Consider the following 14,379-nt stretch of genomic DNA (forward strand, 5'->3'; position numbering starts at 1 on the left):
AAAAGGCAATCATGTATATACAAGTTCATTTATTGATAAATTTTAAGACAGATTGTAAACGTTCACACGGGGGGTAAGATTTATGTCTAAGAATTATCGTCAAACGGCCACCGAGATTGTAGAAGCAATCGGGGGAAAGGAAAATATCGCATCCGCTACACACTGTGTAACGCGCCTGCGTTTTGCATTAAATGACGAAAGCAAGGTGGATAAAGAGAAACTGGAACAAGTTAATGCCGTTAAAGGCTCTTTTTCTGCCAATGGACAGTTTCAGGTAGTCGTCGGGCAGGGGACGGTCAACGAAGTATATAGGGAAATGGTGGATGCAACTGGCATCGGATCATCCTCTAAAGAAGAAACAAAAGCGGCAGCTGAAAAAAACCTGAATCCGCTTCAGCGTGCAATAAAAACACTTGCTGATATCTTCATTCCGATCCTTCCAGCTATCGTAACAGCAGGCTTGCTGATGGGGATTAATAATATCCTGACAAATAAGGGGATCTTTTTTGATACAAAATCCATTGTAGATGTTTACACACAGTGGAAGGATTTTGCCGGGATTATCAATTTGATTGCAAATACAGCGTTTACTTTTTTGCCTGCCCTTATCGGCTGGTCTGCGCTTAAACGTTTTGGGGGAAGCCCGCTGCTTGGGATTGTGCTTGGTTTAATGCTGGTTCACCCTGATTTGCTTAATGCATGGGGATACGCTGAAGCAAAAGCTGCAGGCAAAATCCCTACTTGGCATTTATTTGGTCTCACTATCGACAAAGTTGGATATCAAGGACAGGTACTTCCTATATTGATTGCTTCCTTTGTACTGGCGAAGATTGAAATATTCCTGAGCAAAAGAATTCCTGACGCATTCAAGCTTTTATTAGTGGCACCAATTGCTCTGCTCGTTACAGGATTTTTGTCCTTTATCGTTATTGGACCGGTTACATTTGCAATTGCTAATGGCATCACATCCGTGTTTACGGGAATTTTCTCACACATTCCTTTGCTTGGAGGTTTGATTTATGGAGCACTGTATGCCCCGCTTGTTATTACAGGCATGCATCATACATTCCTGGCAGTGGATTTGCAGCTGATCGGAAGCACCGGCGGAACATTCCTATGGCCGATTGTAGCCCTATCAAACATTGCACAGGGCTCTGCCGCTCTTGCCCTGATGTTTGCTATCAAGGATCCAAAGCTGAAGGGATTAGCATTTCCGTCAGCAGTGTCAGCCTATCTTGGCGTAACCGAGCCTGCCATGTTTGGTGTTAATATCCGTTACCGTTTTCCATTTTTTGCAGCAATGGCCGGTTCAGCTCTGGCAGGGGCATTCATTACCGTCAATCATACGATTGCCTCATCAATTGGAGTAGGCGGCTTACCGGGCATATTCTCAATCATACCGAGTAAATGGGTTCCATTTGCAATCGGCATGCTGATTGCACTTGTTGTTCCTTTTGTTATAACCTTCTTCTATGCAAAAATGCGAAGAAATCAAAAACCTATATCATAAGGCATTCACTTAAGCCACAGAGAGGTTTCTTTCTGTGGTGTTTGAAATTCTATACGGAAAATAACTTTGAACAGGCGGTGGCTTACAATGAAAGAATGGTGGAGAAAATCAGCAGTTTATCAAATTTATCCAAAAAGTTTTAATGATACAACTGGCACTGGTGTGGGTGATATTAAAGGAATTATCGACAAACTTGATTACCTTAAAACACTTGGGATCGATGTAATATGGCTGACTCCGATCTACGAATCACCTCAGCGGGATAATGGCTACGATATCAGCGATTATTATGCCATACATGAGGAGTTTGGAACGATGGAGGATTTTGAATGCTTGATGAACGAGGCACATGGCAGGGGCATTAAGGTAATCATGGACCTGGTGGTTAACCATACCTCAACAGATCATGAGTGGTTCAGGCAATCAAGGATGTCAAAGGACAATCCATACCGGGATTATTACATTTGGAAAGATCCGGCGGATGGGAGGGAACCGGCTAATTGGATATCGAAATTCGGCGGTCCTGCCTGGGAGCTTGATGAGAAAACTGGTCAATATTATCTTCATCTTTTTGATGTAGCACAAGCTGATTTAAATTGGGAAAATAAAAAGGTGAGAAAAGAAATTTATGAAATGATGCATTACTGGTTTGGAAAAGGGATAGACGGATTCCGGCTGGATGTCATTAACCTTATCTCAAAGGATCAGGATTTTCCGGATGATGATGGTTCAATCGCTCCTGGAGATGGCAGGAAATTCTACACGGACGGACCGCGGATACATGAATTTCTTCATGAAATGAACACTGAAGTTCTTTCTAAATATGACAGCATGACAGTTGGTGAAATGTCTTCTACAAGCATTGAGGACTGCATCAGATATTCTAATCCCGCGAGCAGGGAGCTCAGCATGACTTTTAACTTTCATCATTTGAAAGTGGATTATCCAAATGGAGAAAAATGGGCACTTGGGGAATTGGATTTTCATGCGCTTAAAAGCATCCTCGCAAACTGGCAGACAAAAATGCAGGAAGGAGGAGGGTGGAATGCGCTGTTCTGGTGCAATCATGATCAGCCAAGGATCGTTTCAAGATTTGGTGACGATCTGAATTATCCTGTTGAATCTGCTAAAATGCTGGCAACCTCCATCCACATGCTGCAGGGGACTCCATACATTTACCAGGGAGAAGAGATTGGGATGGCCAATCCGCATTTTAATGACATCAAAGATTACCGTGATGTAGAAACTCTTAATTATTATGAAATTATGAAGGGAAAAGGACTTCCGGAAGCAAGTATAATGGAAATCATCAAGCAAAAATCAAGAGACAATTCAAGAACTCCTGTACAGTGGAATGATTCAGTGCATGGCGGATTTACGGAAGGAACTCCCTGGATACCTGTACCTTCATCTTATAGAAACATAAATGCCGAAAAAGCATTAGCTGACCCTGATTCTGTGTTTTATCATTACCAAAAATTAATAAAGCTCCGCAAGAAGCATGACATTATTACAGAAGGAAGCTTTGAACTTCTTTATCCGGAACATAAAGAGCTTTTTGTATATAAACGGGAGTTTAAAGGTGAAGTTTTGCTCGTTATCAATAATTTTTATGCTAAAGAGACAAAGCTGTCTATCGGCAAGGAATGGACATCAGGTGAATTTGAAGCATCCACCCTGTTATCCAATTATAAAGATGCTCCCGCTATAGCAGAAGAAATGATATTCCGCCCGTATGAATCTATCGTTTATCATTTTAAGAAGAAATGATAAGATTATCTGGGTGATATTAGATGATGAATAAATTCATGAAAATATATGAGGATATATCAAATCAGATCCAGGAAGGGAGCCTGGCAGCAGGCTCGCTCCTCCCCTCTGAGAATGACTTGGCTGATACCTTTCAAACATCAAGGGAAACAATCAGGAAAGCCCTTAAAATTCTTTCTGAAGACGGATATATTCATAAAGTTCAAGGGAAGGGATCCATTGTCCTGGATGTGAAGAAATTTGCTTTTCCAATCTCGGGACTGGTCAGTTTTAAGGAACTTTCCAAAAAAATGGGTCACCGGGCCAAAACGCATGTGGAGATGCTGCAGGAGATTTTTCCTGATGAAGGCTTGAAGGAGCATTTAAAGCTTTCCAGAGACGATACAGCCTGGGAAATTCACCGTGTTCGGGAAATAGATAAAGAACGAGTTATTTTCGATAAAGATTTTATCGTAAAGAAAATGGTTCCCGGTTTGAATAAAGCTATTTGCCAGAATTCCATTTATGAATATGTAGAAGAAGAGCTGGGTTTGACAATCAGTTTTGCAAAGAAAGAAATCACTGTGGAAACACCGACTGAAGAAGATCGAAGCTATCTTGATCTGGAAGGCTTTCATAATATCGTTGTGGTAAAAAACTTCGTCTACTTAGATGATACGAGCCTTTTTCAGTATACGGAATCACGCCATCGTCCGGATAAATTCAGATTTGTCGATTTCGCCAGAAGAAAATAAAGGTCCGCATTTCCCTGATTCTTTATTTTCAGTGATTTGGTCTCCCGCTTTTATTATCATTCAGTCCATGGTTAGTTTTTTCTTAATAAGGGTATGTAATAACCATACACTTTTTAGAGGAGCTGAGGGAAATGGATAAGAGAGTAGTCGGCGTATATGATAATGGAGAAGATGCAATTCGTGCGGTAGAAGATTTGAAACGGCAAGGATATGACCGGGACGATATTTCAGTAATCGCTAAGGACCGCGATGATGTGGATATGGTAAATGAGTCTACAGGAACTAACACAGAAGAAGGAATGGCGGCCGGAGCTGCGACAGGCGGCATCCTGGGCGGTGCTGTCGGGTTATTGGCCGGGGTGGGTGCTTTGGCAATTCCCGGAATAGGCCCGATTCTTGCGGCAGGCCCAATCGTTGCCACGCTTACTGGGGCGGCTGTTGGTGCAGGCACTGGAGGATTGGCAGGTGCTCTTATCGGAATGGGAATTCCTGAAGATGAAGCAGACCGCTATGAAACTGATGTGAAAGCAGGTAAATTGCTTGTGCTTGTTGATCCTAATGCTAAGAGAAGCGATTCGGGTTTAACAGAAAAGTATGATACAGATCCTGTACATCCTGGCAGAAATGATCAGCGTGCAGGCTTTGATCAAACCGTTGATGATGTCAATTCCGGCGCTAAAAGATATTGATATTTTAAAAGAAGGAGCTGCCTCATAACGGCAGCTCCTTTTTTTCGTGCATAATGCTATGGCCGGTCCAGGGAGGGACTCCGTCATCATTTTTCTGTTCCTGCCTTTTCAGCGTTCACCCTGCCGGAGAAGAAAACGGCGCCGCCGCCCATATCTGCAATCCTATCCGGGGTCAGGGAGTTTACGAGCTGTTTGGCTCCGATGACATCTGCAAATAGTCCCTGGCTCACTAATACACCGGGCAGCACATGCTCTCCTACGGCTGCCTTTAGCACGCATTCTCCGCGGTGATTCCAGATCCTGATATCATCTTTGTCCTGGATGCCGAGCTTCAAAGCATCTTCAGTGTGTATGTGAAGTCTGGGGGATTTCTCTAGAGAAACATGTTTTTCATTATTGGAAAAGGTCGAATTCAAATAATTATGGTTAGGTGCCGGAACAAAAAGAAATGGCAAATCCCCATCCTCTTTCAGCGGTTTATAGACAGGAAGCGGCTGGTGCCCATCACGTTCCATCGCTTTGGAATATAACTCAATTTTTCCGCTCGGTGTGGGCAATTCACCTGGAAACAGAGGACTGGTTTTCGCTTTCAAGAACTCATTTTCCATGAGTGAATCTAAGGTAATTCCCTCCAGATAAGGATTTTGGGGGAAATCCAGCGCCTGACGGATCATTTCTTCGTCACTATCCTTAAACGCCTGTTCATTAAATCCCATTCCGTCTGCGAGCAGCCGAAAGACATCTGTGTTCGATTTTGATTCACCGAAAGCTTCAATTATCGGTTTTTGAATTTGCATATAATGATGCCAATAGGAAGTGAAAAAGTCTATATTTTCGAAGGATGACGATGCCGGAAGGATGATATCGGCATACTGGGCAGTTTCAGTTAAAAACAGGTCATGCACAACAGTAAATAAATCCTCCCGCATCAGCCCCTCTCTGACCTTATTGGCATCTGGAGCTACAATTGCAGGATTTGAACTGTATACGAAAAGGGACCGTACGGGTTCCTCCAGACTCAGCAGTGCCTTTCCCAGCTCGTTCATGTTAATCGTCCTGGTTTGTTTATCCTTCAGTAAATCCGGACGCTGCAGCGCAGCAGTATTGAATGCCAGATATCCTGAATTTCCTTTGATGGCGCCGCCGCCCTTGATGCCCCATTGTCCTGTGAGGGCAGGCAGGCAGGCAATCGTCCTTATGCACATCCCGCCATTATCATGATGCTGCAAACCGTTTCCTATCCTTATGAAGGATGGGGAAGTTTCTCCATACATTCTTGCCAGCTTGTATATGTCATCTTCCGGTATGCCAGTGATGGCTGAAACAGTTTTGGGATCATATTGAGAAACATGCTGGCGAAGTTCTTCCCAGCCGGTTGTATACTGCTTCAAAAACTCAATATCCGCCATATTTTCAGAGAATAATAGATGCATGATTCCCAGTGCGAGAGCGGTATCTGTACCTGGGAGAATGGGAATGAACCAATCTGCAAATTTTCCTGTCTGATTTTTGTGCACATCAATGACAACGATTTTTGCTCCGTTTTTTCTCGCCTGCTGTGCCAGTGCAACCTGGTGCATATTTGTGCTGGCTGCATTGATTCCCCACATAATAATTAATTTGGAATGGATCGTGTCTTCAGGGTCGATGCCAAAAGATCCCCCCATTGTATACGTATAGCCAGCCGATCCCGCAGAGTTGCAAATAGAGCGGAGAAGCCCGCTTGCTCCTAAACGGTTGAAAAATCTGCGGTCCATGCCCTCGGCTGTTAAATTGCCCATGTTTCCGTAAAAGCTATAAGGCAGGATGCTTTCCGGGCCATGCTCGGAGATCAGCATTTTCCAATGAGAGGTGATGCTTGCTATCGCTTCTTCCCAGCTGATGCGCTCAAATTTCCCTTCTCCCTTGGCGCCTGCCCTTTTCATTGGATACTTGAGCCTTTTAGGATCATAAAGGCGTGACGCCATATGCCGCACTTTATTGCATATATTCCCTTTTGTGACCGGATGTTTTGGATCTCCTTCTACTTTAATGATTTTTCCTTCCCTTTTATGGACAAGAAGACCGCACTGATCTGGACAATCCAGTGAACAGACGGAGGGAAAAACCCCATCTCTTTGATTAATATATGAATTCATTTTTTTGCTCCTTATATGTTCATGGAATATTTCGTCTTTTTTACCTGAAGATGTTTTCTCTTCTCCGGAAGCAAGGGTCAAGCGAATCCTCCCCATTCAAAAATGTGCAGAATTAACCATGTACTTTTACAAATCCAATTTTATTGAGCTTATTTTTATGATAGTGGAATTTTACCATTCCATCAATAGAGGATACTTGAAAAAGAGTGAAGCAACATGGGTATAAAGAAGGTTTTCAATCCAAAACAAGGTAAACCGCATTAACCGGGTTTATATTATTTGTTAAGATAGGATATTATTTATTAATGATTAACGAACTATAAGGGGTGAAAGCGTTGAACCATGGAATGATTATTTCTATTGGGATTTATATGGCAGGGATGCTTTTGATTGGCTATATTGCATACCGCAGGACGTCTAGCTTATCGGATTATATGCTTGGAGGAAGGAATTTGGGTCCTGCTGTAACTGCTATGAGCGCAGGGGCCTCGGATATGAGCGGCTGGCTTTTGATGGGTCTTCCGGGTTCCATGTACGCTGCCGGCCTAAGCAGCGGCTGGATAGTAGTCGGGCTGACGGCAGGGGCTTATCTCAACTGGCTGTTTATTGCACCGCGTCTCAGGATATTTACTGAAGCTGCCAATAACTCACTGACTATCCCGGATTTTTTTCACAATCGTTTTAAAGATGCCTCAAGTATTTTAAAGATAGCATCCGCACTTGTCATTTTAATATTTTTCACTTTTTACACATCATCAGGCATGGTTTCGGGCGGGAAGCTGTTCACCACGGCTTTTCATATGGACTATACATTGGGGGTATGGCTTACAGCAAGCATCGTGATTCTTTATACTTTATTTGGAGGCTTTCTCGCTGTAAGCTGGACGGATTTTGTTCAAGGAACTATTATGTTTATTGCACTCATTTTAGTGCCAATTGTCACGATTCATAATATTGGGGGCATTGACAGGACTTTTGACGAAATTCATTCGGTCAATCCAAAGCTTTTGGAAGCTTTTAAAGGAACGACCCCTATCGGCATAATTTCTCTTCTTGCGTGGGGACTTGGCTATTTTGGACAGCCGCACATCATTGTCCGCTTTATGGCGATATCTTCAGTAAAGGAAATTAAAAGCGCAAGGAGGATTGGGATGGGCTGGATGATTTTTTCCATAGCAGGCGCGATGTTTACAGGCTTGGTTGGAATTGCATATTTCAGTATTCATCACTCCCCTTTGGGAATAAAGGAGGCTGAGAGTGTTTTCATTCTCCTTTCAAAGCAGTTATTTCCTTCGCTCATTGCCGGTTTCCTTTTGGCAGCCATTCTTGCTGCTGTAATGAGCACCATTGCTTCGCAGCTTTTAGTCACATCAAGTGCACTTACAGATGATTTTTATAAAGCATTCATCAGGCGTTCTGCTTCAGACCGGGAATTAGTACTTGCGGGCAGAATTTCGGTACTGATTATTTCAGCAATTGCCTTATATCTGGCACTGAATCCCAGTAAAACAATTTTAGAACTTGTAGGGTATGCCTGGGCAGGGTTTGGTGCGGCTTTTGGTCCTGTTGTCTTATTGAGTTTGTATTGGAAGAGGATGACGGGAACAGGGGCGCTTGCTGGCATGATCGCTGGAGCGGCTACAGTAATTTTATGGGAAAGGCTTGGCATTTATAAAAATGTTTATGAAATCATCCCGGGTTTTGCTGCAGGAACCTTGGCAATCCTGATTTTTAGCCTGCTGACACGAAAACCGTCACGGGAAATCGAAAAAGAATTCGATGCAGCCGTGAAAATACTTAATCAATGACCTAAAAGGGACCTGTTTCTTCACTAAATAAAATTCCAAATGCTTATATAAGCAGTTTTTTCATGGAATACTGATTAACGTATAAAGAATTCAAGCATAAGAGGAAACAATATGAGCCATTCTCGTAAAATTGCCCTAAAAATATCAATTATCTATATCATACTTGGCGTTATCTGGATTATAGGTTCGGATTCGCTATCCATGGCACTTGCCCAAAAAAACCTTAATCTATATGCTTTTTTTCAGCGTTATAAGGGATGGCTGTTTATCATTCTGACCGGTATTTTCCTGTATACCGTTATCCATAACGGAACATCGAAGCTTGTGGCTTCTAAAAACGAGCTCCAAAAGAAAAATCAGCAATATCAGTCCATCTTCATCCATAATCCTGACGCGGTTCTTGAATTGGATTTAGAAGGGAGAGTCTCTTCGATCAACCCGGCTGGAGAAGAAATACTGGGATGCAAGGCCGACTTCTTAAAAGAAAACCAAGCTTTCTTAAGGATGATGGCAGGTGAATATGAAAAGGTAAAAAAATACTATTATCGCGCGCTTCAAGGGGAAGCATCCCTATTTGAAACTGTCTTAAATAAATTAGATGGCGAAAAAGCGATATTAAGATGCACGTTTTTGCCCAGCAGCGTGAATGACCAGATTACTGGCATTTTTGTAATTGCCCGGGATATCACCATCATGCGGCGGGAAGAAGAATTAATGATTGCATCAGAAAAATTATCGGTCATTGGCCACCTTGCTGCTTCAGTCGCCCATGAAATCAGGAATCCGCTGACCTCATTAAAAGGTTTTGTACAGATTATGGGTATGACAAAAGAAGTAAATGAAGCTCATTTGGAAATCATGCTCACAGAGATTGACCGGATCAATATTATTTCGAGTGAAATGCTCATTCTTGGGAAAAAGCAGGATGTGACATTTGCTGTTCAGGATATGAATCAAATCATCGACCAGGTCATTATGCTAATGAAGGCACAGGCCAATCTGGATAGCATCGAATTGTTTTACAGGGAAAAATCAGCCGTCCCAGCCCTTGTTATGGCAGACAGCATCCAGCTCAAACAGGTGCTCATTAACATTATAAAAAATGGAATAGAGGCATTGGAACATAACGGTGAAATCAGCATTACCCTGACCACGGATTATGATGAAGTTATTGTGACCGTCCAGGATAATGGGATAGGGATGGAGCCGGAGCGCCTGAACCGGATTGGCGAGCCTTTTTATTCTACGAAAGAAAAGGGAACTGGGATTGGCCTTGCCGTTTGCAAAAAGATTATCGAACGCCATAAGGGGAAAATCCTTTTCCAAAGCAAAAAAAATGAAGGAACAACCGTCACTATCCGCATTCCATTGGCAGACTCCCCTTAAATAGTGATACTATGGAGGAAGGTACTATAGGAAAAACAGAACCCTAAACTAGCAATAATGATTAAAGGAGAACAATATGACAGACACACAGCCACTAACTTTAGATATGAAGCCTTTTATTATAAAAGCGTGGGAGAAATCGGAATTCCGGCAGCCGACACCCATCCAGACAAAGGCCATTCCCCTCATTGCGGAAGGAAAGGACCTTATCGCAGAATCTCCGACAGGCACTGGAAAGACGCTTGCTTATCTGCTGCCCCTGTTAAATAAGATGAATGCGGAGAAAAAAGCGCCTCAGGCTGTCATTCTTGCATCTTCAAGAGAATTGGTCATGCAGATTGCCGAGGAGGTGCGCATCTGGTCAGAAGGAAGCGAAATTACAGGAGCTGCTTTTATTGGAGGAGCCAACCCAAAAAGACAGCTTGAAAAATTGAAAAAGCATCCCCAGGTTATAGTAGGAACTCCCGGGCGCATATATGAGCTTATTGCTCAAAAGAAAATCAAAATGCATGAAGTGAAGACGATTGTCCTGGATGAGGGAGATCAGCTAATTGTATCAGAACATATAGCAACCATCCGGAATATTGTTAAGTCTACAATGAAGGATCGCCAGGTGCTTATTTTTTCTGCAACATTAACCGGGCAGGCAGAACAGCTGGCAGGAGAGCTTTTAAATGAGCCTGAAATTGTGAGAATCGATAAAAGTGAAAGAATGGAATCAAAGGTAGATCATATGTATCTGGTCGGAGACAGACGGGACAAATTTAAAATGATTGAAAAAATTACCCGTCTCGAAAATCTAAAAGGTCTTGCATTTTTAAACGATATAGCAGAATTAACCGTACTTAAGGAAAAACTTGATTATAAAGGAATTAAGCTTGAGGTCCTTCATGGTGAATCCAGCAAAATGGAGCGTGAGAAAGCGCTGAGGAATCTTCGCTCTGGAAAGTCCCCGCTGCTTCTAGCCACAGATGTAGCAGCAAGAGGACTGGATATCAAAGGGCTTAACACTGTAATCCATGCTGATTTGGCGAAGGATGCAGATCAATACACACACCGTTCTGGCAGAACAGGCAGGGCTGGGGCAGACGGCACAGTCATCTCCCTGGTTACGGAAAGGGAAGAGCGGGAATTAAAAAAAATAGCCCGTGAACTGGAACTGACACTTTCAAAGAAAACCTTTTTTGGCGGAAAATTAGTAGATGAACAGTAAATGAAGCAGAAAGACATATGATGCTGTCTCAGACTGTAGACAAACCCGAAAAGACGGGTTTGCCTACAGTCTTTTTTGTTTTAGGTTGTTTCGTAAACTTTGTTGCCATGGAACAAGGTGATTGATTTACGCTCCAGGATGCTCGCGCCTTGCGCTCCAATCAACCTCACTTAACAATGGGATCGCTTCACAGAACACATTAAATTAAAAAACATCAATCTTTAAGAAAAGAGTTTTGTTTTAAAATAGATAGCCAATTTTGAGGTGATGACCATGCTATCTAAACATCATTCCATTCAGCGAGATCAAATCGAAATAATTGCTTGAGATCAACTGATGCCTGTGGACCATTTAGTTCGTAAATTAGAGAGGGCATTTGATTTCTTTTTATGTATGATTTGGTGAAAGATATGTATTCAGGCATCAATCGCCCAAGTATGGATCTGTTTACCCTGATAAATTAACATTCATGATAAAATCATTATTTTGCTTAGAACCTATACTTAATAAGTTCACTTTGATTCTTTTGTTATTTCTATATAATCCGTATCAAAGTTAAGATTTATAATGTTATCACCTTTTTGAAATATCATATTTGCACCTTCTATTTGTATCTGTTTCCAACCACTCTTCTTAATCATTAAACGATAACTTAAGGGTACCTCTGTACCTGTGGCTGGGTCCCACTCATAATTTTTTGCTTTTTTGTTTTCGCTTTCTAACTTTGCATCATCTGGTATTGGAAAATCATAAAATCCTTTTTCTAAGCGATAGTTTTTGTCTAAATTGCCATAATAATAGATACCTATTCCTAATAAAATGATAAAAACTAAGATTAATGATATAAATCGCTTCATAAAATTTAACACTCCTGTGACTCATAGGATTTTCCTTTTCCATATTAAAGCACGTAATGGTAAAAAAAACCATATGATAATAACCAAAATTCTATTCTTGATCAAATTGGTTGAAAATCTAATGAAAATCGTAAAGGGGAAACGGAATGATCACATTCAGTTTCCCCTTTGTCTTATTTATCACTACGGATGGTTCTGCCAGGGAAAAAGCTTTTATCTTTGTTCATTGGATTCTCTTTTGCCGTTATGCTCTGAGGCAGCAGTTTATAAATGAACGTTTTGCTTCCAAGAGACGACCGATATTTATCTACATGGCTTTTTTGAAGCGGGGTTTCGTAATATCCCGGAACGTATTTATCGAGCATGTGCTGCATTACTGCTGAAGCTTCTTCTAAATCTTGCAAAAAAATAATTTCACCGAATATCATTACACTCATATATGCTGTGTCCGTTCTTGCAGGGACGGGATCTGCAATGGTTCCAAAGCTTTCGGAAACCGTCAGGCTGGCCCTGTTATTATGTTTCATAATATCTACTTTTTTGCCTTCATCCGCTCCGTGAAAATAAGCAGCCCCTTCATGCCATATAAAATTCATAGGTACCACATAAGGATAGACCCCGTCAAACAATCCTAAATATCCGGTTTCAGAACAAGAAAGAAACTTATTAATTTTCTCATCGTCAAAGCATGCCATATTCCTCTGTCTCATATTTTTCCTCCTAAGCGGATTATATGAGAATATTTTACTATATATCTGGTAGTTTTCTAAGGTTTATTGTACAGTACTGCATACATCTGCATGGGGAATTGAAATTCGGCAACAGTAAAATATGCTGACTAATTGGCTGATCAAGGGAGTTTAGCGTCTGGAGCGGAAATCCACAGGCAAGTTTAACAGAGCCAAAAATATAAATCCGTGTAATTAAGTCAGAAATGAAAACGCTTCCAATTTTATTTTATTTAACATAAGATAGAAGCATACAGACATAACAAGGAGGGGAACTATGGAGAGCAAGTATAAACATATTGAAACAGCTGTGATTCATGAAGGGTATGATTCAAAAGCTCACCTTGGGAGCCTTGCCATACCTATCTTCCAGACATCAACCTTCACTTTTGAAACGGCAGAGCAGGGAGAGAGGAGATTTGCAGGTACGGAGGAAGGCTATATTTACTCCCGTCTTGGCAATCCCACAGTGCGTGCACTTGAAGAACGAATTGCAGTCCTTGAAGGAGCTGAGGCGGCACTTGCATTCAGTTCAGGCATGGCAGCAGTTTCTGCTGTCTTAATTGATTTGACTAAGGCCAATGACCACATTATTTGTTCCCAGGGTCTATATGGCTGTACCTTCGGATTATTGAATCTTTTAAAGGAGAAATATAGCATCAGCCATGATTTTTGCGAAATGGAAACAGAAGAACAATTAAGAAATCTTATCCTTCCAGAAACGGCATGTATTTATGTTGAAACACCCATTAATCCAACAATGAAGGTATTGGACTTGCAGATGATTTCAAGGGTGGCGAAGGAATACGGAATACCTGTTGTAGTCGATAATACCTTTTCTACCCCATATATTCAAAGGCCAATTGAATGGGGGTGTGATATCGTTCTTCATAGCGCGACCAAATACATTTGCGGCCATGGAGATGTTGTCGCTGGACTTGTGGCAGGAAGCAGGGAATACATCAGCCGGGTTGCCAGATCTGCACAAAAAGATATTGGCGGCATATTATCTCCCTTTGATGCCTGGCTTTTGCTGAGAGGCATTAAGACCCTGCCAGTAAGGATGGATCGCCACTCAGCGAATGCTCTCCACATCTTCAGGGAACTGCAAAATCATCCAATGGTAAATAAGATTTACTATCCTTTAGATCATTCCCTTCCCGGGTTTTCTGCAGCAGAACGCCAAATGAAGCAGGGGGGAGGCTTGGTTACCTTTGAAATCAAGGGTACCAAACAGGATGCTCAAAGGTTCATGAACGAGCTTAAAATGGTGAAGATTGCAGTCAGTCTGGGAGACGCAGAGAGCTTGATACAGCACCCTGCCACAATGACACATGCTGTTGTCCCGGAAGAATCCAGGATTAAAATGGGCATTACTGATCAGATGCTGAGGTTATCGGCGGGACTTGAGAATTGTCATGATATCTGGGAAGACATAAACCAGGCGCTGAATGCCCTTATTCATGAAAAAATTTAAGCGATTGGACAAAATAACATAAAGTATTGAAAGAGCAAACCAAATAAAAAAGCAAGAATGATAAGATCA

At 41.9% G+C, this 14,379-nt stretch carries 11 protein-coding genes; 8 read left to right on the forward strand and 3 right to left on the reverse strand.

Translation table 11 applies throughout. The features are described 5' to 3' along the window. Positions 1–82: 82 nt before the first annotated feature. The 4 genes from treP (at position 83) to ACN6MY_RS05470 (ending at position 4,703) form a co-directional block, all read left to right on the forward strand. Positions 83–1,510, forward strand: coding sequence for a PTS system trehalose-specific EIIBC component (gene treP / locus ACN6MY_RS05455; protein ID WP_419883082.1), 1,428 nt, complete (start codon positions 83–85; stop codon positions 1,508–1,510). Positions 1,511–1,597: 87 nt separating this feature from the next. Further along, entirely contained in the window at positions 1,598–3,280 is a 1,683-nt protein-coding gene (treC, locus tag ACN6MY_RS05460; protein ID WP_419883083.1) for an alpha,alpha-phosphotrehalase, read from the forward strand. Between the two features lie 23 nt (positions 3,281–3,303). Next, complete coding sequence (gene treR, locus ACN6MY_RS05465) at positions 3,304–4,014, forward strand: trehalose operon repressor (protein ID WP_419883084.1); 711 nt, start codon at positions 3,304–3,306, stop codon at positions 4,012–4,014. Positions 4,015–4,145: 131 nt separating this feature from the next. After that, positions 4,146–4,703, forward strand: a complete 558-nt coding sequence (locus ACN6MY_RS05470) for a general stress protein (RefSeq protein ID WP_419883085.1) — start codon at positions 4,146–4,148, stop codon at positions 4,701–4,703. Positions 4,704–4,789: 86 nt separating this feature from the next. On the opposite strand, the gene ACN6MY_RS05475 is transcribed toward ACN6MY_RS05470, so the two are convergent. After that, positions 4,790–6,841, reverse strand: a complete 2,052-nt coding sequence (locus ACN6MY_RS05475) for a molybdopterin-dependent oxidoreductase (protein WP_419883086.1) — start codon at positions 6,839–6,841, stop codon at positions 4,790–4,792. 335 nt (positions 6,842–7,176) lie between these two features. Between ACN6MY_RS05475 and putP the strand changes: the two genes are divergently transcribed. The 3 genes from putP (at position 7,177) to ACN6MY_RS05490 (ending at position 11,248) form a co-directional block, all read left to right on the forward strand. Continuing rightward, complete coding sequence (putP, locus tag ACN6MY_RS05480) at positions 7,177–8,649, forward strand: sodium/proline symporter PutP (RefSeq protein ID WP_419883087.1); 1,473 nt, start codon at positions 7,177–7,179, stop codon at positions 8,647–8,649. Positions 8,650–8,760: 111 nt separating this feature from the next. Beyond that, entirely contained in the window at positions 8,761–10,035 is a 1,275-nt protein-coding gene (locus ACN6MY_RS05485) for an ATP-binding protein (RefSeq protein WP_419883088.1), read from the forward strand. Positions 10,036–10,111: 76 nt separating this feature from the next. Further along, on the forward strand, positions 10,112–11,248 hold the full coding sequence (locus ACN6MY_RS05490) for a DEAD/DEAH box helicase (protein WP_419883089.1): 1,137 nt from the start codon (positions 10,112–10,114) through the stop codon (positions 11,246–11,248). Between the two features lie 512 nt (positions 11,249–11,760). Here the strand turns inward: ACN6MY_RS05490 and ACN6MY_RS05495 are convergent. Both ACN6MY_RS05495 and ACN6MY_RS05500 read right to left on the reverse strand, forming a co-directional pair. After that, positions 11,761–12,105 (reverse strand): hypothetical protein, encoded by a 345-nt coding sequence (locus tag ACN6MY_RS05495; RefSeq protein WP_419883090.1) that lies wholly within the window; start codon positions 12,103–12,105, stop codon positions 11,761–11,763. A gap of 173 nt (positions 12,106–12,278) precedes the next feature. After that, positions 12,279–12,815 carry a pyridoxamine 5'-phosphate oxidase family protein gene (locus ACN6MY_RS05500; RefSeq protein ID WP_419883091.1) on the reverse strand — a complete coding sequence of 179 codons (537 nt, stop codon included), beginning with the start codon at positions 12,813–12,815 and terminating at the stop codon, positions 12,279–12,281. 295 nt (positions 12,816–13,110) lie between these two features. Between ACN6MY_RS05500 and megL the strand changes: the two genes are divergently transcribed. Then, positions 13,111–14,310 carry a methionine gamma-lyase gene (gene megL / locus ACN6MY_RS05505; RefSeq protein ID WP_419883092.1) on the forward strand — a complete coding sequence of 400 codons (1,200 nt, stop codon included), beginning with the start codon at positions 13,111–13,113 and terminating at the stop codon, positions 14,308–14,310. The last annotated feature ends 69 nt before the right edge of the window (positions 14,311–14,379 follow it).

The sequence above is a fragment of the Peribacillus sp. B-H-3 genome (assembly GCF_048572925.1).
Classification (GTDB): Bacteria; Bacillota; Bacilli; order Bacillales; family DSM-1321; genus Peribacillus.